The following is an 18,733-nucleotide window of genomic DNA, read 5'->3' as shown; positions in this document are numbered from 1 at the left end:
CCCCGCCAAGCCGGACCCCCGCCCCCTCGCCGCCGCCTCGGCCGACGCCTTCGTCGTCGCGACGCCGGCGGCCTTCAAGAAGGCTCCCAAGGACAAGATCTTCCGCACGAACGTCACGTCGGGCCTGCGCGGCCTGCAGTACGTCGAGTATCAGCGCACCTACGCCGGGCTGCCGGTGATCGGCGGCGACTTCGTCGTCACCACCAACGCCGACGGCGGCGTGCTGAGCACCTCGGTCAACCAGACCAAGGCCCTCGACGTCGGCACCAAGGCCACCGTGACGGCCGCGCAGGCCGCGAAGACCTCGCGCGCGAAGGTCGCGAAGGTCGGCAAGGTTTCCACCCCCCGCCTCAGCGTGCTGGCGGACGGCACCGGAAGGCTCGTCTACGAGACCGTCGTCAGCGGCCACCAGAAGAAGGCCGAGACGAAGCTGCACGTGTTCGTCGACGCAAAGACCGGCAAGGTCGTCCAGACCCATGACGAGGTCCGCGACGCGGCCGACGACAAGAGCTTCTACCACGGCACCGTGGACCTCAGCACGGCCGCGACCTCGATGACCGACCCGGCGCGGCCCGGTAACCAGTGCGGCGGCCAGGGCGGTTCCGCCACCACCGGCACCGACAGTGCCTGGGGCAACGGCAGCGGCACCAACCTGGAGACCGCCTGCGTCGACGTCCTCTACGCGGTCCAAAAAGAATGGGACATGCTGAAGGCGTGGCTCGGCCGGAACGGCACCAACGGCAACGGCCGCGGTTACCCTGCCCGCGTCGGCCTCAACCAGGTCAACGCGTTCTGGAACGGCAGCTACACCAACTACGGCCACAACCAGGCCAACAACAAGCAGGCCACCTCCGTGGACGTGGTCGGGCACGAGAACGGCCACGCGGTCTTCACGAACACCCCCGGTGGTGACAGCGGCGGGAACGAGAAGGGCGGGCTGAACGAGTCGGCCGGAGACATCTTCGGCGCGCTGACCGAGCACTACATCAACGAGCCCGCCGACCTGGACCCGCCGGACTACCTGGTGGGTGAGGAAGTCGACCTCGTGGGCCGCGGCCCGATCCGCAACATGTACAACCCCTCGGCCGTGGGCGACCCGAACTGCTACTCGTCCTCGATCCCCAACACCGAGGTGCACAAGGCGGCCGGACCGCAGAACCACTGGTTCTACCTGCTGGCCGAGGGCTCGAACCCGGGCGGCGGCAAGCCGACCAGCCCGACCTGCAACAACTCTGCGGTGACCGGCATCGGCATCCAGAAGGCCGGCCAGATCTTCATGGGCGGCCTCAACCGCAAGGTCTCGGCGTGGACCCACGCGCGGGCGCGCACCGCGACGGTCACGGCGGCCAAGGAACTGTTCCCGGGCTCGGCCACCGAGTGCAACGCGGTGAAGTCGGCCTGGACGGCGGTCAGCGTCCCGGCACAGAGCGGCGAGCCCGCCTGCTGAGGCCCGCACCACGAGCCTCGACGAGGCCGTGCTGACAACTACATATCACCAGGAAAAGGGACATCACTGACTCTCATCGAGTAACCGCCACCAGCTTTCGGCGGTGGACGGTCGAGTCAGCATCGTCCCAGCACGCCCGGTACGGGTTCCCCCGCCTCGTACCGGGCGTGCGCATGTCTGGACGGCTGCTCAGCGATTCGAGTGCCGACCGATGCCCGCCCGCCTGAGCCGGAGGTTTTCCAGGACGGTCTTGCCGGTGCTCTCGGATTGTGACGGCGCGATGCCGCGCCGCTGGTGCCGTGCATTCCTCGCCGCCATTCGATCGGGGTCGGCGGTGAACCCGGCAGGATGGTCGGAAAATCACTGATCGCGTATCATCATTGGTCTCGTGGTGTTCCTTTGGCGGGGTGGCGACGTCGGCCGCGTGCATGATCACGATTGCCGCTCGCTCCGGAACGAAGGAGGCGAAGGCATGACAGACCCGTCGGGGCTGGAGAAGCTCCTCAATCCCGGGGGCGGGCCCACCAGATCTCCTGGGCCGCCCAATTACCTCGCCCCCGTTCTGGACAACCCTGGAAAGCTCGAATACCAGCAGCTTGAGATGCTGGAGGACGCCGCGCGGGCCTGTGATGTCGTCGCGAATTTCGTGCGGTCCGGCATCAGCAGGACCGGACGGCCCACCGATGCGGCCGCCAAGGGGCTCAAGGGGTTCGGTTCGGCAGGTCAGTTGAGCGCTCTCGTCGACTCGTGGGCTTCAGGCGGGAAAACGCTGGCCGATCACATCGATGGTCTCGGGCCGCGGCTGAACAAGACCGCCTCCGCCTACCGGCAGGCCGAAGACAAGATCCGGAGCTCGATCAACAAGGTCTGGAACGTGGTGGACTGACGTGGTGGACTTCGCCTCGCTCAGGGACGCCCGCTTTGACGACCTCAAGACCGCGAGCCAGGCATGGCAGACCTACTCGAAGTATCTTCGAGGGTCGGCGCAGGTGTATGCCACCGATGTCGTCGGGGGCATCGGCAAGTCCGGGTGGAAGGGGGTCGCGGCAGAGACCGCGAAGCGCGAGATCACCCCCGAGAGCGAGAGGCTGAAGCGTGCCTCGTTCACCGCGTTCAGCATCTACAACGCCCTGGCCGGCGCGGAACAGGAGTTCCGGCGGGCTCAGCGGGACCTTCGCAACGCGATAGCCGAGGCGCACAGCCTGCATATCCGGGTCGGCGACGACGGCTCGCTCACCGCGCCTCCGCTCGCGGCGGCGGATCGTCATGATCCTGAGAGCCGCAAGATGTGGGGGGAGACCCTCAGGCGCCTGAGCGGTGCCATGCAGACCGCGGTCGACGACGCGACGAAGACCGACCAGCGGCTTGCCGGCGCACTCCCCAAGCTGTTCCCGGAAAGGGCCTGGAAGGAAGGCTTGCCGACCGATCTGTCGGACGTTCCGCCGCTGTGGCCGGCGTCGGACTACGGACGGCCCTGGGGAGTGGAATCACCGACCGGCCGCGACGAGGAGGTATACCGCAAGGTGCAGCTGATGGCACTCGGCGGAGCCGCCAAGGGCTGGCCGACCGCCTCGTCCCTGCTCAGCCACTGGCTTGACGGAAGCGGTTCCACGAAACACGTCGACGTCGGCGAGATCATGGAGCGCAGCCCGGAGATGCAACGCGAGATACAGCGAACCCTCGCCCAGCATCCAGGGCCGGGAAAGTTCGACTCGGGTTGGAAGAGCGCCAATTTTGACTACCGTACGAACCTGGACATGTATTACGCGTTCAACGGCTATCAGTACAGGGTCCACGGCGACGGAGGCAACTACACCGTGGAATTCTACAAGCGGTACAACTTCGGCACCGCTGAGGAGCAGCGGAACCCGGTCACGATTCCGCTGGCGGGCACTGTCACCCAACCCGAGATCTCGCATCTCCACACCACCGGCATGGCGCGCGATTACGACGTCCACGGCTCATCGGGTTTCAGGCGATGAAGACCCTTGCCCGCCCGCACCCCCGTTTCCTGCTCGCCGGGGCCGCCGTGATGATTTCGCTCGGAGCAGCGTCGTATGTACTGCTGTCGACGTCCGGCGACTCGGACGCCGAGCGGAACCCCGATCCTCGTGCCGCCAAGGGCGCCGATCCGGGGATCTCATTCGAGCGGGCGGCCGGCGACCTGAGGCTGCATCTTCCCGCCGCGATCACTCAGGTGCGCTACCTGGCCCGGAACGACTCGGAGCCCTACTTCCTGCGGTTCTCGTTCATCACCTCGTGCTCGGCCGTCCCGAGGTTCGCCACCGACAACGATCTCGTCCGCGGTCGCGCGGAGAAGGCCGACGTGATCGAGCTGGAGGGGCTCCGAAAGACGGCCAGGGATCTCGGCAGCCCCATGCCCGAAGGCGCCGCGGCGACCGTATGGGGAGATGGCGACGAAAATGGCCTCAAGAAGCGAGCCGTCGCCAACGTGCCGGTGAAGAATCAAGACTGCCAGGTCGTCGGGACTTTCGAGGATTACTCGTAGGACGCCCGCATCCGCCGGGCGGCGACGTCCCTTCCTGGGGAGACCCGGGCACCTGGCGGGCGAAGCGCAGCGCGGCGGCGACCCGCGGGTTGCCGGACTCGCCGCGGATGCCGGCGGTGAGCTCCTCGTCGTTGAGCCCGGTGCGGGCGTCAACGGCCGTGCCGGACGACCGGCGAATGCCCTCGGACGGTTCCAGGAATTGTCAGCGGACGGTGACCAGGCTTATCCCTATGACGAGGAAGGCGATCAGGGCGACCAGGATTAACAGCGATTGCTGAGCTCGGCGTTCGGGTGCGCGGTCGTTCAGGACGATGGTCCCGGCCATTTTGTCGTGCAGACATTGCCGGTGCGGACGGTCCCAGAGCAGCCACAGAGCGTTGAAGAGGCTCAGCAGGTTCAGGACGGGGAGCACGCCGAACAGGAGGAAGAAGGTGAAGTAGCTCGCGGCGCGGCCGTAGCCGCGGGCGGGGGACAGGGGAAGGTCGGGGGAGTGGACGGCGGCCACCCGCATCTTGAGGGCGCACATGCCGAGGGTCCGTCCCCAGACGGCGAGTTGGGCGGCCTCGTAGAGGTAGAAGACGCCGAGGACACCGGTCAGGATGGCCGCGATGGCCGCGCTGGAGGGGTCGGAGTCGCGGTCCGGCACAAGCAGTGTGAGCAGGACGAACCCGGCCATGACGCTGGTGATGGCGGCCGCGATGTGGTCGATGAGGCGGGCGGCCAGGCGTCGTCCCGCGTGGGCGAGATCCAGGTCCACCAGGTAGGGCTCCCACTCGCTGGGCGGCGGGGCGTACCAGTCCGGGAGGTCTTCCTGGGGTTCGGGTGCTCGTCCTTGCCTGTGCATCGCTCTGCCTCTCTGCCGGTCCCCATGGCTCGGCCGTGGGGCGGATGTCCCTGGTCAAGTGACAGGACGGGTAAAGAGGCGGCCAAGTGGAGATCATCGGGGATTATGCAGGGCGGGCCGGGGGTCGTCCACCACATTCGTAACATTGGTCATTCTGTGTGTTAGGGGATGTCCGGATGTGACAAGTGGCCTGGACTGGGCACAAGGGGCGTACCCAAGCACAGGGGAGGTCGAGGACGTGACCGTCTCAGGAATCATCACCGCGATCATCGTCGGAGCGATCATCGGAGCGCTGGGCCGGCTGGTACTGCCGGGCAGGCAGCCGATCGGGGTGCTCCTCACCATAGGAATCGGCATCGTCGCGGCGCTGGTGGGCACCGCGATCGCGCAGAAGGTCGGCGTTGACACCACCAACGGCGTCGACTGGATCGAGCTGGTCTTCCAGATCGGGCTCGCCGCGCTCGGCGTCGCCGCGGTCGCCGCGTTCAAGAGGCGCGGCGCGGGAACGCGGTGATCGTCAGAACCCCACGTCGAGCCGGTTGAGCGCCTCGAAGCCGCCGCCGCAGGCAGCGGCGGGTTCGGGGCGCCCATGATCAGCGGAAGGCTTCGGCGTTCTCCGGGATCGCGAGATCACCGCCCGCCCGTGCGGGACTGGGGACGCGGTATGCGGAACAGGTCCGCCAGCCTGCGCAGGGCGTCGCCGTCGCCGGACGTGGCGGCGGCTCCGTCCTCGACCGCCTGGACGAGGGACGACCGTCCAGCGGCGATGGAGAGGAACTCCTCCTCGCCGATCGTGATGGTCGCGTCGGGGTGCTGGGCGGGTCCGTGCGTCATCTCCAGCGTCCCGTCGTCGACGCGCGCGTGGAACACCTCGTCGCCGATGCGGAACTCGTAGACCGCGCGCAGCCCGGCGGCCGCCTCGGGGACGAAGCAGGTCTCCAGGCCGAGCACGGCCCAGCCCGGGTGGAACGTCTCGCCCTCGCGCCGCTCGCCGAGTGCCCACTTCATGCCCCACCGCGCCAGTTCCCGCACCGCCGGGCCGAGTTCCTCGCCGGCCTCGGTGAGGGCGTAGGCGGGGGTGCGGGCCGGCGGCGGGAGCGTCACCTTGCGCGCCAGCCCCTCGCGTTCGAGATGCTTGAGCCGCGCGGACAGCAGCCCGGTGCCGAGCCCGCGCAGGCTGCTCTGCAGGTCGCCGAACCGCTTGGGCCCGGTCAGCAGCTCGCGGATCAGGAGCAGCGTCCAGCGCTCGCCGATGAGGTCGAGGGTCCGCGCGGTCGCGCAGTACTGGTTGTACGTTCGCTGCTCCACTTCGTCACTCTAAACCTCGGGCTTCCCGATCCTGAACCCGTTCGCTTCCAGGAGCCCAGGATCCATGCCAGGCGCCATGGACGAGAACGAACGTGGTCACGATCCCTCTCCCTGCCGTAGCAGGGGCAGGACGCTGGCACCGAACTCCTCTAGGGCCGCATCGTGGTCGTCGGTGGCGAGACGGGCCACGATGTGGCGAGCACCGGCCGCCGAACGCGTCGTCGCGTCCTGGATGGCCTGGTGTTCACGCTCATACGTCTTCGCTTGGGGTGGATAGGGCAGCCATCCGTCCGCGAGGCGCGCCACCCGCCGCAGCGCATGCACGCCGCCCCCGGCCAGCCAGATCGGCGGTCCTCCCGGACGGGACGGTGGCGGCGCGAGCGTCACGTCCTCGAAGGCGAAGTGCTCGCCCTTGAACGACACCGGCCCGCCCGTCCACAACCGTCGCATGGCGTCGATCGACTCCTCCATGCGGCTGACACGGCGCTTGAAGCCGACGTCGAGCGCGGCGAACTGCGCCTCGGTCTGGGGAATCGGGAACCCGGCGCCCATGCCCGCGACCAGCCGTCCGTCGGAGAGCCGGTCGAGCGTGGCGAGCTGGTGGGCCAGCAGGATCGGATGCCGCAGCGCCGGCAGCAGCACGGCCGTACCGAGCACGACCCGATCCGTCGCGTCCGCCACGGCGGCCAGGAGCAGCAGCGCGTCGGCGCGCGGCCGCGTCACCGGGCTGTCGCCTGCCCAGACCGAGTCCACCCCCAGCGCCTCCGCGCGCCGCGCCTGCCCCACCAGCTGTCCCGGCTCGTGCTCGCCCCGCACGGCCTGGTCCCGCGTCGGCAGCAGATACCCGATCTCCAGTCGCCCCACAAGCCCTCCTCGTACCTCGCCGGACGCTCCGATCCTAGATGTCAACTTCCTATTTCTGAAGTGCAGGGTTAAAAATCAAGATGTCCGCGTTGGCCGCACTCTGCCAGTTCCCGTGGCGGCCGCCAGCAAATTCCGCGCCGTGCCATGCTCGGAATCGGCCGCTCCCGGCTGTGATCTTGATCACAGTGGCCTTTGACGGCGCGATCTTCGCTTGATACGGGGAGTGGCACATGCAGCGGATGCTCAAGGGGTCCAACGTCGAGCTGGCGAATCTGACCGAGGCGGCGGGCCCGATCACCGTGGCGTTGCGGTGGTCCGATCCGTCCGGGGCCGGTGAGGCCGACGTGGCCGCGCTGCTGGTCGGCGCGTCCGGCAAGGTCCGAGGGGACGACGACCTCGTCTTCTACAACCAGCCCGCCAGCCCCGACGGCACCGTCCAGCTGCTCGGGAAGGCGCCGACCGGGGGTGGAAGCGAGGACCGGATCCTGCTCGACCTGGCGGCGCTGCCGTCCGAGGTCGAACGGGTCGTCGTGACGGCCAGCCGGTACGCGGGCGCCACGTTCGGGGAGCTGGACGATCTCGGGCTGACGCTCTTCGACAGCTCTGGTGCCGCTCTCCTGGGGTTCGACATCGGCGACGCCGGTACGGAGACCGCCTTCGTCTTCGGCGAGCTGTATCGCCGGGGCGGCGGCTGGAAGTTCCGGGCCGTGGGGCAGGGCTACGAATCGGGACTCGCGGGCCTCGCCGCCGACTTCGGCATCAGCGTCGACGACAGCGACAGCGACGACAGCGACGGCGGCGGCGGCGCGTCGGGAGTGGAGGACGTGTCGGCGCCCGGCGCGGCCGTCGCGGCGCGGACGTCGGAGGAGACGGCTGCGAGCGGCGCCCCGGCGGAGACGGAGGCCGGCAGGCGGCGGGCGGGACGTGTGCGGACGGCGAAGAAGAGGAGCACGTTGCCGAAGGCGCCGAAGGTCGATCTCGCCGATCATCCCGCCTGGCAGGGCGCCCGGCTGTTCTCGTGCGCGGGGCTCCGGAACGACCACGAGCGGGAGGCGCGCGCCACGTCGACGCTGATGGCGGTCATGGCGCAGGTCCCGGAGTTCGGACGGCGGCTCACGGCACGGTTCAACGCCCCCGCCGGGACCGTCCAGACGTTCGTCGAGGCAACGTTCAAGCACGGGGACGGAAAGGTGCGGCCCGACGGGGTGATCCGCGTCGCGCGGGCCGGGCGGATCTGGACGGCCCTGGTCGAGACGAAGACCGGCGGTAACCCGCTGAGGCCGGAGCAGGTGGAGGCGTATCTGGACGTCGCCGCGCGGAACGGCTACGAGGCCGTGATCACCCTGTCGAACGACCTGGCGCTGGACGGCGAGCATCCCCTGACGGTCGACAAGCGGCGGCTGCGCAAGGTCGCGCTGCGGCACCTGTCGTGGGCCGAGGTCGCCCACGAGGCGCACATGCTCTGCCACCATCACGGCCTCGCGGGGGAGACGCACGCGTGGCTGCTCGGCGAGCTGCTGCACTACCTGCGGACCGACAACGCGGGCTGCCAGGGGTTCCAGGACATGGGGCCGTCCTGGGTGCCGCTGCGGAACGCGATCGCGGCGGGCACGCTGCGTCCCGGCGACCAGCACGCGGTGCGGGTGGCGGAGAGCTGGGAGAGGCTCGTCCGGCAGCTGTGCCTGCGGCTGAGCGGGGAGACCGGCCACAACGTCGCGCCGGTCACCCGCAGGAGGCGGGGCGGGGAGGCCGCCTCGCGCAGATCGCAGGTCGCGGCGTCCCTGATCGACAGCGGACGGATGGGCGCCGAGGTGCGGATGCCGGACGTGGGCGGTCCCGTGCGCATCGAGGCCGACCTGCGGACGGGGCAGATCGAGACGGCCGTCGAGATCCCGTCGGCGGTCCGGGCCCGGGCACTGACGCGCGTGCACTGGCTTCTCCGGCAGTTGGACGAGGCGCCCCCGGAGCTTCGCGTGGAGGCGCTCACGGAAGGGCGCAGCGAGGGACCGTGCGACCTGGTCAAGAACCTCAGGAGCGAGCCGGGCCTGCTCGTCCCCGGGGACGGCGGGGAGATCTCCTCGTTCCGGCTGACGCTCCCGACCGGCATGGGCACCAAGCGCGGGACGGACGAGGCGGGGTTCGTCCGGAGCGTGGATCTTGCTGTGGACCGCTTCCACCAGCTCGTACTGCAAGCCGTGGAGGTCGAGGCGGCCTAGGGGCGGCTGTTGCCCGATGGTGAGGGTCGGGTGGCGGGCAAGGGGTTTTCTTGCATCTCGTCAAGTGGCCATTGCCCGTCGCGATTCTTTGATGTCATAGAGGAGTGGTACGACTACTCATGGTCATTGTTGGGTCTAGGGGAGGACCGCATGGTCTGGGACTCGCGACCGTCGCAGCGTCGGGGGACCGAGCGGGACAGAAGGGTTCCTCCGGGGCATTTCGCGCCCGTGGCGTGCGATGAGAGGTTTCTGCTGCTCAGAAGGAGGTTTCTGCGGGTCGCGCTGGGGATCGTGGTGGTGTTTCTCGGGTGGTATCTGGCCTATGTCGCGCTCTCCGCGTTCGCCCGCGGATTCATGGCGCGGACGGTGGCCGGGAACGTCAACGTCGGGCTGCTGCTCGGTGTCCTGCAGTTCGTCTCGACGTTCCTGCTGGCCTGGCTCTACGCGGTGTACGCACGGCGGCGGCTCGACCCGCTGGCCGCCGAGTTGCGCGCCGAGGCCGACGCGGCGCCCGTCCGGCGTGTGGCGTCCGAGCCTTCGGCAGCCGGGCGCGCGCCAGCCGAGCCTTCGGCGGCCGGGCGTGTGACGGCCGAGTCTGCGGCGGCCGGGGGTGCGGTGGAGGCCAGGCGTGCGGCGGCGGAGGCCGCGGGGGCCGAGCATGCGGCGAGGGGGCGGATGGCGGTGGAGCGGCGTGACGTGTGGCCGGGCGCCGTCCGGCCCGATCTGGGAGGGCTCCGATGACCGACGGACGGGCGCTGACCTTCGGGCTCTTCCTCGTGTTCATCGTCATCACGCTGGGGGTCACGGTCCGGGCGCGGGCCAACACGAGGGGCGCCGACGACTTCTACGCGGGCGGACGGGTGTTCTCCGGCCCGCAGAACGGGGTGGCTCTGGCAGGCGACTACATGTCGGCGGCGTCCTTCCTCGGCATCGCGGGGATCATCGCGCTGTCCGGGTACGACGGGTTCCTGTACTCGATCGGGTTCCTGGTGGCGTGGGTGCTGACGCTGCTGCTGGTCGAACTGATGCGGAACACGGGCCGGTTCACGATGGGGGACGTCCTGTCGCAGCGGACGCGGGAGCAGGCGCCGGTGCGGACGGCGGCGGTCGTCTCCACCGTCACGGTGTCGGTGTTCTACCTGCTCGCGCAGATGGTCGGGGCGGGGGCGCTGGTGTCGCTGCTGCTCGGCATCCATGAGGGGCGCCGGTTCCTCGGGATGTCCGCGGGCTCGGCGAAGACCGTCACGATCGTCGTGGTGGGCGCGCTGATGATCTTCTACGTGATGTTCGGCGGGATGAAGGGCACCACCTGGGTGCAGATCATCAAGGCGGCGCTGCTGATGGCGGGCGCGGCCGTGCTGACGGCGCTGGTCCTCGGCAGGTTCGGGTTCAACGTCAGCTCGATGCTGGGATCGGCGGCCGACGCGAGCGGGCAGGGCCCGGCGTTCCTCCGGCCCGGGCTGAAGTACGGGCCGGACGTCCCCGGCGACGCCTACCAGACCGTGGTCGGCAAGCTCGACTTCATCAGCCTGGCGCTGGCCCTCGTCCTCGGCACCGCGGGCCTGCCGCACATCGTCACCCGGTTCTTCACCGTGCCCGACGCGCGCGCGGCGCGGACGTCGGTGTCGTGGGCGATCGGCCTCGTCGGCGTCTTCTACCTGATGACGCTGGCGCTGGGGTTCGGCGCGGCGGCGCTGGTAGGACGGTCGGCGATCGTCGCGCAGGACCCGTCCGGCAACACGGCGGCCCCGCAGCTGGCGCGTGCGGTCGGTGAGCACGTCGGCGGACGGGTGGGCGGCGACGTGCTGCTGGCCTTCATCGGCGCGGTGGCGTTCGCGACCATCCTCGCCGTGGTGTCGGGGCTCGTGCTGGCCTCCGCCACGTCGCTGGCGCACGACTACTTCGGCCAGGTGCTGATGTTCGGTCGTCCGCGCGAGTCGCAGGAGGTCGCGGTGGCCCGCCTCGCCTCGTTCGTCGTCGGCTCGCTGGCCATCGTCCTCGCGGTCGTCGCGAAGAACCTCAACGTCGCGTTCCTGGTGGCGCTGGCGTTCGCGATGGCCGCCGCGGCCCACCTCCCGGCGATCGTGCTGTCGCTGTTCTGGCGCCGGTTCAACTCCAGCGGGGTCGTGGCCGGTATCTACGGCGGGCTGGTCAGCTCGCTGGTGCTCGTCCTGTTCTCGCCGGTGGTGTCGGGCAAGGTCGACCCGGTGACCGGCGCGAACCTGTCGCTGTTCCCGAAGGGGGTCGACTTCCACCTGTTCCCGCTGGAGAACCCGGGCCTCGTCTCGATCCCGATCGGCTTCGTGTGCGCGATCGTCGGGACGTTCGCCGGCCGCGAGAAGGCCGACCCGGAGCGGTACGACGATCTGTCGGTGCGGGCGCTGACCGGTGCCGGATCCCACTGAGCCCGGCAGTGGCCCCTTACGCGGGCGGGCTGCGCTCGGGCGTAAGTTACCTGTGGGTACGGCATGCTGGTCGGCATGAAGCCCCAGCCCCTGCCCGGCGCGGTCGGCGGGACGGCCCTTGCCCGGCTCACTCGTCAGCAGCCCACCCGGGTAGGCGGTACGGGACGCCCAGCGTGACGCAGGGGGCCTTCCCTCGCGCTCGGCCGGACGGCCGGACGGCCTTTGAGCTCGGGCCGGATCGGCCGAAAGTACGATCGCCGGTGGCGTGAACCGTGCTTTGGGCTGGCGACCTGAGGTGGCGTCGTTATCGACGATGTCGTCATGTCGCATGAGGATCCGATCCCGGTGCTGCAAGCCGAGGGATTGACGAAGAGGTACGGCCGCCGGGTGGCGTTGAGCGAGGTCGATCTGCGCGTTCCGGCTGGTCGTGTCGTGGGCTTGGTGGGTCCGAACGGGGCCGGGAAGACGACCTTGCTGAATCTGGCCTGTGGGCTGCTGGAGCCGACGTCGGGCTCGCTGCGCGTTCTGGGGTCCCGGCCCGCGGCGAGCGCCGCGCATCTGGCGCGGGTCGGGTTCGTGGCGCAGAACACTCCGGTGTACCCGTCGTTCAGTGTGGCCGATCATCTGCGCCTGGGTGCCCGGCTGAACCCGTGCTGGGACCAGGATCTGGCCGAGCGGCGCATCTCCCGGGTCGGCCTGAACCCGGGGCAGAAGGCGGGACGGCTGTCGGGCGGTCAGCGTGCGCAGCTGGCGCTGACGATCGCCGCGGCCAAGCGTCCCGAACTGCTGATCTTCGACGAGCCGGCCGCCGCGCTCGACCCGCTGGCGCGCGAAGGCTTCCTGGTGAACCTGATGGAGTTCGTCGCCGACCTCGGCGCCAGCGCCGTGCTGTCGTCGCACCTGCTGGGTGACATCGAGCAGATCTGCGACTACCTCATCGTGCTGTGCGAGGCGCGGGTTCAGATCGCCGGCGAGGTCGAGGAGCTGCTGGCCGGTCACCGCCGACTGGTCGCGCGCCGCGAGGAGCTCGCCCGGCTGCCGGCCGGTGTCGAGACCATACGAGTGGAGCACGAGGCCGTGTACAGCAGCGCGGTGGTACGCACTGACCTTCCCTGGTCATCGGTTCCGTTCCGAACCGACCCCGTATCGCTTGAGGAGCTGGTGCTCGGCTACATGTCCCGCGCGAACGCGCCCGTCGCAGGAGTCGGCGCCGCGGCCCTGGGAGGCCGGCGATGATCTGGTTGAACTGGCGGCAGTTCCGCCTGCACGCGCTCGCCGGCGCCGTCGGACTCCTCGTGATCGCCGCGTACCTGCTGTACCTGGGCTTTGATGTGCGGGACGCCCACGCCGCCTACAGGTCCCGGTGCGCCGACCCCGGCACCTGCGCGCAGGCCAAGAGCCAGTTCGAGGGGGCCTACCGGACCACGCTGCTGTTCCTGGCCGGCGGGCTCGGCCTCATTCCCGTCCTCATCGGCGCGTTCTGGGGGGCGCCGCTGGTCGCCCGGGAACTGGAACTGGGCACCCACCGACTGGTGTGGAACCAGAGCATCACCCGCCGCCGCTGGCTGCTCGGCCGGATCGCCTTCGTCGGCCTGGCCGCCCTCGTCTTCGCAGGTTCGGCGAGCATGCTGCTCACCTGGGCGGCGTCCCCCTACGATCGGGTCGCGGCGGACCGGTTCGGCACCATCGTGTTCGGCGCTCGTCACATCGCCCCGATCGGCTACGCCTTCCTCTCCTTCGTCCTCGGCACCGTTGTCGGCCTTCTCGTGCGCCGCACGCTCCCGGCGATGGCCATCACGGGCGTCGTCTTCCTCATCGTCCAGTTCGCCGTACCGAACCTGATACGGCCGCACTACATGCCGCCTGAGACGACGGCCCTGCCGATGACCGCGCAGAACATCAACCAGGCCAAGAACCTGGGCAGCATCACCGGCGCGCCCGCCATCGGCGGCTTGCAGGTGCCCGGGGCGCCGGACGCCTGGGTCAGCGAGATCAGTCCGCTGCGCACCGCGGACGGCAGGACGGTCCCCGGGAGCGACTTCAACGGCTGTCTCAACAGCGCGCCGAAGACCGGAGCCGAAGGCACGTTCGGCGACACCGCGGTGTGCCTGTCCAAGCTCGACCTGCACGTCGACTTCCAGTACCAGCCCGGCAGCCGCTACTGGACGTTCCAGGCGACCGAAACCGGGCTCTACCTGGTCGTGGGCGCGGTCCTCACCGCCGTCGCCCTCCGGCGCGTCAGACGCTCCTGACCCGGCCCTTCCCACGGCCGCCGCCAGACCCGCGACGGCAGATCTCACAGAACCTGGGGCACTCATGCGACCCGCGCAGCGTCAAGGACAACAACTCGCACCGACCTCATCGAGACCCACCATGCTGGTCGAGGTCGGGCTGGGGGTGGTGTTCGCCCTGGGCATCGCGTTCATGGCGTTCATGCTCATCGTCAGCTGGGGCGGCGTGTACTGGATCTACACCACCGCCATCGCGTCGGTGGTGTGCGCGCTGGCGCTGCTACGCGGGCGCTGGAGGCCGTGGGCCGCGACCGCAGGCCTGGTGGTGACGGCCGTCGCCGTCGCGGTGTCCGCTGCGGCGGATCTACCGCAGGAGCCGTCGCCGGTGACGGCCCTGGCGCTGGCCGTGCTCGTCGGTTCCTCGGTCAGGACGCTGCCGACGCTGCCAGGCGCCGCCATCGCCACAGGCTGCCTCGCGGTGATCGTGCTGACGTGGCTCTGCGGGCGCAGCAGTGTGACCGTCCTGGCCACCCTGCTGCTTGCTGGCGGCCTGCTCGCCGGACTCGTGCTGCGCGTGTTCGCGCGGATAGCTTGGCCGTCGTGACCGTTCAAGGATGGACCAGGGTCGCGTCCACCGCCGGCCTGGGCACGGCGTTGCTCACGGCGATCAGCGTGGAGGCCCTTGCCGTCACGCAGAGCTGGGGCGCCTGGTACGCGGCGCCGGGCGCCGTCTCCGCCGCGGCGGTGTGCTCGCTGACGCTGGCCGGAAGGCGCCGGCCGCTGTGGCCTGCGGTCGCGGCTCTGGGCGTCGCGGCCCTGGCGGTCGTGGTCACCGGCCTGGCCGGCGGCGACCTTCCGGCCGAGCCCGGCCCGGCCCTGGTCCTGGGCTTGGCGGTGCTGACGGCGTCGGCACTGCGCACCCTGCCACCCGGGCCGGCCGCCGCCGTCACGGCCGCCGGGGCGGCCGTGATCACCGCCGGTCAATTCGCCGGCAGGCCGTCCTCCTCCGGCATCACGGCGGTGACGGCACTGGCCGCCGCGTTCCACTTGGCCGCCGTCGCCGCCGGGCTGTGGCTGCGGTCGCTGGACACGCGAGCGCGCGCCACCACCGAGCAGGTGCGCCGGGCCGAACGGCTGGAACTGGCCCGGGAACTGCACGACGTCGTGGCCCACCACATCACGGGCATCGTCGTCCAAACGCAAGGCGCGCAAGTGGTCGCGCGACGAAATCCGGAGCAGGTGAGCCAGTACCTCGGCGAGATCGAGGTCGCCGGGACCGACGCCCTGACCGCGATGCGGCGGGTCGTCGGGCTGTTGCGCAACGAGGACGACACGGCCCCGACGACCCCGGGCCCGGAGCGGCTCGGCGCGCTGGTCGATCGATTCCACCGCCAAGGTCCGCAGGTCCGGCTGACCATGCGGCACAAGGACGCCGACTGGCCGCCGGAGGTGACCAGCACCGTGTACCGGGTCGTCCGAGAGGCACTGACGAACGTGCTGCGGCACGCGCCCAAGGCCCGGTCGGTCACGGTCACCGTCGAGGAGGGCCCGCAAGGCGTCACCGTCGAGGTCGCCGACGACGCCCCGGCAGCCGTCGCACGGCCCCGCCACCGCGGTGGCTACGGCCTGCTCGGCATGCGCGAACGCGTCGAGACGCTCGGCGGTTCGCTGCGCGCGGGCCCGCGTCCCGTCGCCGGCTGGTCGGTGCGGGCCACCCTCCCCGTCCCGGAACGGGAGCCCCGATGACCATCTCCGTCCTGCTCGCCGACGACCAGGCGATGGTCCGCCGCGGGCTGCGGCTGATCCTGGAGGACCAACCCGACATCGCCGTCATCGCTGAGGCATCGGACGGGGCTGAGGCGATCGCCATGGCCCGCCGGCTGCGCCCCGACGTATGCCTGGTGGACATCCGGATGCCCCGCCTCGACGGCATCGAGGTGACCCGCGCTCTGGCCGGCCCGCGAACGCCCGACCCGATGCGCGTCGTGGTGGTCACCACCTTCGACTTGGACGAATACGTCTACGGGGCCCTGCAAGGCGGCGCGACCGGATTCGTCCTCAAAGACGCCGGACCCGCCCTGCTCGTCGAGGCCGTCCGCGCCGCCCACAACGGCGAAGCACTGGTCTCTCCCTCGATCACCGTCCGGTTGCTCCAACATCTGACGGCCGCCTCGGCGCCGCGCCACCGCGTACACCAGCCGCTGTCGGATCGGGAACTCCAGGTCGTCCGGGCCCTCGCGCACGGCCGTACCAACCAGGAGATCGCCGCAGAACTGTTCATCTCCCTCAGCACGGTCAAGAGCCACCTGTCGACCATCCAAACCAAACTGGGAGCACGCAACCGCGTCGCCATCGCCGCCTGGGCCTGGGAGAACCAGTTCATCGACACCGCTTAGCTCAGCACCCGGCCGACCTGCGCACAGAAGCCACCGCGGGGTGAGCTGGGCGGGTGGCCTGGTGAGGCGCAGGCCACAGTCGGTGGGGGCGCGGGAGGTCGCGGAGCAGGTCGCAGGGTGGGCCGGGCGACCGGAGGGAAGATCCGCGCTGTCCTGGACCGTGCCCGAATGTGCCGAGTGCCCTGGCCGTGGTGGGTTCGCGTGGCAGAATGTTGCCGCGCGTCCCACGGGCGGACCATGCCCGACTGGCGGGAGGAGGTGCGGCGGCGTGTCCCAGGCCGGCCGGCGCCGTACCCGGCGCTCTCGTCCGGCGGCTCGACTCGGCGCCAGGAGCACCGCGACGCTCGCCGTCCTGACGCTGACCGCGGCCGTGGCGGTCCCGGCGGCGATCGTCCCGGACGGCGACGGGCCGAAGGAGCGTCCCGTCCGCCGGGCGGCCGCCGCGGCGCTGCTCAACGCGCGGACCGACCAGATCCGTGGCCGCGAGTGGCACCTGGGCGTGCTGCGCGCCCAGCGCGCGTGGAGATGGTCCCGGGGATCCGGTGTCACGATCGCCGTCCTCGACACCGGGGTCGACCGGCGCCATCCCGACCTCACCGGCCGCGTGACCGCCGGCCCCGACCTCACCGGCGGCGCGCGGCGTCCCGGTAGCCGCTACTGGGGCCTGCACGGGACGTCCATGGCGAGCATCATCGCCGGTCACGGCCATGGTGCGGGGCTCGCCGAGGGCATGGTCGGCGTCGCGCCGCAGAGCCGCATCCTGTCGGTCCGGGTGACGCTGGAGAACGACGACCCGCTGCGGCAGGGCACCGGCTCGACCACCGGCGACCACGACGCCGTCGCCCAGGGCATCCGGTACGCCGTCGACCACGGCGCCGGCATCGTCAACATGTCGCTCGGCGGCGGCCAGCTGCACTACAACGGCACGCCCTCCCAGGAGGCGGCGATCAAGTACGCGCTCGGCAAGGGCGTCGTGCTGATCGCCTCGGCGGGCAACGACGGCTCCAGCGCCAACCGCAAGAACTTCCCCGCCGCGTACCCGGGGGTCATCGCCGTCGGCGCGCTCGACCGCAGGCTGCGCCTCTGGAAGGACAGCAACCGCCGCTCCCACGCGTCCGTGTGCGCGCCCGGCGTGGACATCGTCAGCGCCGACGCCAGCAACGGCTACGTCGTCGGGACGGGCACCAGCGCGTCCTCGGCGATGGTCGCGGGCGTCGCGGCGCTCGTCCGCGCGCGCTACCCGAGGCTGAGCCCGGAGGAGGTCCGCCGGGCGCTCGTCCTGGGGTCGCCGCCGCGCCCCGGCCACCCGACCGGCTCGGCGGCCTGCCCCGGTCCGGTCGACGCGGTCCGGACGCTCGTCGCCGCGTCCAAGCTCAACCGGACGTCCCGCGGGCCGGTGCAGGGGCCGCCGCCGTCCGGGACACCGAGCCCCGCGCCCGAGCCCGCCGCCGACGACTCAGGCCTGCTGCTCCCGGCCGTTCTCGGCGGCGGCGGCGTGCTGGTCGTCCTCGGGCTGATACTCGGCTGGCGGCAGCGCCGGCGCCCGGAGGACGCCCCCGGCGACGACGTGCCCGAGTACGGCCTGCCCGAGTACGGCCTGCCGTCCGACACGCCACGCCAGCCCGCCGGGGCGGTCGCCGCGCCGTCCTCGGCCCCTGGCCCGCCGCCAGGCGAGCCGTTGGCCGCACCGGTCAACGCGCCGCTCTGGCAGAGCAACGACGTCTATTCAGGGCCCGTCGGACGACCCGCGGACGACGCCGAGCGTGCGGAGTACGCGGAGCGTGCGGAGTATGCCGAGCGTGCGGACTACGCCGAGCGTGGCGAGCACACCGGGTATGTGGAGCGCGCCGAGTACGCGGAGCATGGCGAGTATGCGGAGTACGGCGGGTACCCCAGCGAATACGGTGAGTACCCCAGCGAGTACGCAGAACGTCCCGGCCCGTTCGTCGAGCGCCTTGAAGAGGTCGCCGAGCGTCCTGGCGAGTACGTGGAGCGTCCTGAGGATTTCGTCGAGTGGCCCGGAGAGTTCGCCGAATACCGCGGTGAGTTTCCGCCCACTCCGGGAGGTGGCGCCGGGCATGAGCCTGAGGCGCAGCCGCCCATTTTCGGCGACCCGCCTTCCGTGCCTCCTCGGCAGCCGCCGGTGATGCGTCCGTTCGTCCCCGAAGAGTTCTCGGTGAACGGCCTGAACGGCGCGTACGGGGGCGGCCTGGCCAACGGCAGTGAGGTCGTGCCGAACGGCAAGCACCACGGGCCGCCGTCCACCGATGAGGGACGGCCGCCGAACGGCCATGACCTGGGCAACGTGAACGGCAACGGTCATGCCGGGAACGGGCTGAACGGTGCGTCCGGCATCAACGGGGCCGCCCTGAACGGCTCCGGTCCGGCGCCGGACGACTCGGCGTCCCTCGATGATGACGAGTGGCAGCGGTTCCGGCGGAGCGCCCTTGAAGAGCCCGGCCGCCAGGAGGCCGGTCCCTCGCCTGCGCTCCCCGCGGTACCGCCGCCCGTCC

17 protein-coding genes are annotated in these 18,733 nt (G+C 70.7%); 14 read left to right on the top strand and 3 right to left on the bottom strand.

The window, feature by feature from the left end:
• The 4 genes from E1298_RS28395 to E1298_RS28380 all read left to right on the top strand — a co-directional run.
• A partial coding sequence (locus E1298_RS28395; RefSeq protein WP_243725863.1) for a M4 family metallopeptidase occupies positions 1-1,447 on the top strand: 1,447 nt, incomplete at its 5' end.
• Positions 1,448-1,835: 388 nt separating this feature from the next.
• A complete protein-coding gene (locus E1298_RS28390; RefSeq protein WP_131898591.1) occupies positions 1,836-2,333 on the top strand; it encodes a WXG100 family type VII secretion target in 498 nt (165 codons plus the stop codon).
• A 1-nt stretch (position 2,334) separates the two neighbouring features.
• A complete protein-coding gene (locus tag E1298_RS28385) occupies positions 2,335-3,429 on the top strand; it encodes a hypothetical protein (RefSeq protein ID WP_131898589.1) in 1,095 nt (364 codons plus the stop codon).
• Positions 3,426-3,956, top strand: a complete 531-nt coding sequence (locus E1298_RS28380) for a hypothetical protein (protein ID WP_131898587.1) — start codon at positions 3,426-3,428, stop codon at positions 3,954-3,956. The genes E1298_RS28385 and E1298_RS28380 overlap by 4 nt, the downstream gene beginning before the upstream one ends.
• Positions 3,957-4,158: 202 nt before the next feature.
• Here the strand turns inward: E1298_RS28380 and E1298_RS28375 are convergent, their stop codons facing one another.
• Positions 4,159-4,800, bottom strand: a complete 642-nt coding sequence (locus E1298_RS28375) for an RDD family protein (protein WP_131898585.1) — start codon at positions 4,798-4,800, stop codon at positions 4,159-4,161.
• 238 nt (positions 4,801-5,038) lie between these two features.
• Here E1298_RS28375 and E1298_RS28370 point away from each other — a divergent pair, with 238 nt between their 5' ends.
• Complete coding sequence (locus E1298_RS28370; protein WP_131898583.1) at positions 5,039-5,314, top strand: GlsB/YeaQ/YmgE family stress response membrane protein; 276 nt, start codon at positions 5,039-5,041, stop codon at positions 5,312-5,314.
• 116 nt (positions 5,315-5,430) lie between these two features.
• Here E1298_RS28370 and E1298_RS28365 read toward each other — a convergent pair whose 3' ends face one another.
• Positions 5,431-6,108, bottom strand: coding sequence for a winged helix-turn-helix transcriptional regulator (locus tag E1298_RS28365; protein WP_131898581.1), 678 nt, complete (start codon positions 6,106-6,108; stop codon positions 5,431-5,433).
• A gap of 96 nt (positions 6,109-6,204) precedes the next feature.
• Complete coding sequence (locus E1298_RS28360; protein ID WP_131898579.1) at positions 6,205-6,972, bottom strand: LLM class flavin-dependent oxidoreductase; 768 nt, start codon at positions 6,970-6,972, stop codon at positions 6,205-6,207.
• 230 nt (positions 6,973-7,202) lie between these two features.
• Here E1298_RS28360 and E1298_RS28355 point away from each other — a divergent pair, with 230 nt between their 5' ends.
• The 9 genes from E1298_RS28355 to E1298_RS28310 all read left to right on the top strand — a co-directional run.
• The gene (locus E1298_RS28355) at positions 7,203-9,188 is read left to right on the top strand and encodes a TerD family protein (RefSeq protein ID WP_131898576.1); all 1,986 of its coding nucleotides are present in this window, start codon (positions 7,203-7,205) and stop codon (positions 9,186-9,188) included.
• 150 nt (positions 9,189-9,338) lie between these two features.
• Positions 9,339-9,929 (top strand): DUF485 domain-containing protein, encoded by a 591-nt coding sequence (locus E1298_RS51585; protein WP_207944882.1) that lies wholly within the window; start codon positions 9,339-9,341, stop codon positions 9,927-9,929.
• Complete coding sequence (locus E1298_RS28345; RefSeq protein WP_131898574.1) at positions 9,926-11,593, top strand: solute symporter family protein; 1,668 nt, start codon at positions 9,926-9,928, stop codon at positions 11,591-11,593. Before E1298_RS51585 ends, E1298_RS28345 begins: the two co-directional genes overlap by 4 nt.
• 321 nt (positions 11,594-11,914) lie before the next feature.
• Positions 11,915-12,829, top strand: coding sequence for an ABC transporter ATP-binding protein (locus E1298_RS28335; protein WP_131898572.1), 915 nt, complete (start codon positions 11,915-11,917; stop codon positions 12,827-12,829).
• Entirely contained in the window at positions 12,826-13,845 is a 1,020-nt protein-coding gene (locus tag E1298_RS28330) for an ABC transporter permease subunit (protein ID WP_131898570.1), read from the top strand. Before E1298_RS28335 ends, E1298_RS28330 begins: the two co-directional genes overlap by 4 nt.
• Before the next feature lie 121 nt (positions 13,846-13,966).
• Complete coding sequence (locus E1298_RS28325) at positions 13,967-14,428, top strand: metal transporter (protein WP_131898568.1); 462 nt, start codon at positions 13,967-13,969, stop codon at positions 14,426-14,428.
• Positions 14,425-15,570 (top strand): sensor histidine kinase, encoded by a 1,146-nt coding sequence (locus E1298_RS28320; RefSeq protein ID WP_131898566.1) that lies wholly within the window; start codon positions 14,425-14,427, stop codon positions 15,568-15,570. The genes E1298_RS28325 and E1298_RS28320 overlap by 4 nt, the downstream gene beginning before the upstream one ends.
• Positions 15,567-16,220 carry a response regulator gene (locus E1298_RS28315; RefSeq protein WP_131898564.1) on the top strand — a complete coding sequence of 218 codons (654 nt, stop codon included), beginning with the start codon at positions 15,567-15,569 and terminating at the stop codon, positions 16,218-16,220. The genes E1298_RS28320 and E1298_RS28315 overlap by 4 nt, the downstream gene beginning before the upstream one ends.
• 268 nt (positions 16,221-16,488) lie before the next feature.
• Positions 16,489-18,733, top strand: a 2,245-nt coding sequence (locus E1298_RS28310; RefSeq protein ID WP_165975702.1) for a S8 family peptidase, incomplete at its 3' end; no start/stop codon positions are given.

The sequence above is a fragment of the Actinomadura rubrisoli genome (assembly GCF_004349215.1).
Taxonomy (GTDB): domain Bacteria; phylum Actinomycetota; class Actinomycetes; order Streptosporangiales; family Streptosporangiaceae; genus Spirillospora; species Spirillospora rubrisoli.
Note: the sequence above shows the minus strand (reverse complement) of the source record. Positions and strands in the feature narration are given on the sequence as shown.

Coding starts and splice junctions, on each gene's coding strand:
- E1298_RS28345 (WP_131898574.1), top strand. CDS start 9,926: ATGACCGACGGACGGGCGCTGACCTTCGGGCTCTTCCTCGTGTTCATC.
- E1298_RS28325 (WP_131898568.1), top strand. CDS start 13,967: ATGCTGGTCGAGGTCGGGCTGGGGGTGGTGTTCGCCCTGGGCATCGCG.
- E1298_RS28335 (WP_131898572.1), top strand. CDS start 11,915: ATGTCGCATGAGGATCCGATCCCGGTGCTGCAAGCCGAGGGATTGACG.
- E1298_RS28375 (WP_131898585.1), bottom strand. CDS start 4,800: ATGCACAGGCAAGGACGAGCACCCGAACCCCAGGAAGACCTCCCGGAC.
- E1298_RS51585 (WP_207944882.1), top strand. CDS start 9,339: ATGGTCTGGGACTCGCGACCGTCGCAGCGTCGGGGGACCGAGCGGGAC.
- E1298_RS28330 (WP_131898570.1), top strand. CDS start 12,826: ATGATCTGGTTGAACTGGCGGCAGTTCCGCCTGCACGCGCTCGCCGGC.
- E1298_RS28355 (WP_131898576.1), top strand. CDS start 7,203: ATGCAGCGGATGCTCAAGGGGTCCAACGTCGAGCTGGCGAATCTGACC.
- E1298_RS28315 (WP_131898564.1), top strand. CDS start 15,567: ATGACCATCTCCGTCCTGCTCGCCGACGACCAGGCGATGGTCCGCCGC.
- E1298_RS28380 (WP_131898587.1), top strand. CDS start 3,426: ATGAAGACCCTTGCCCGCCCGCACCCCCGTTTCCTGCTCGCCGGGGCC.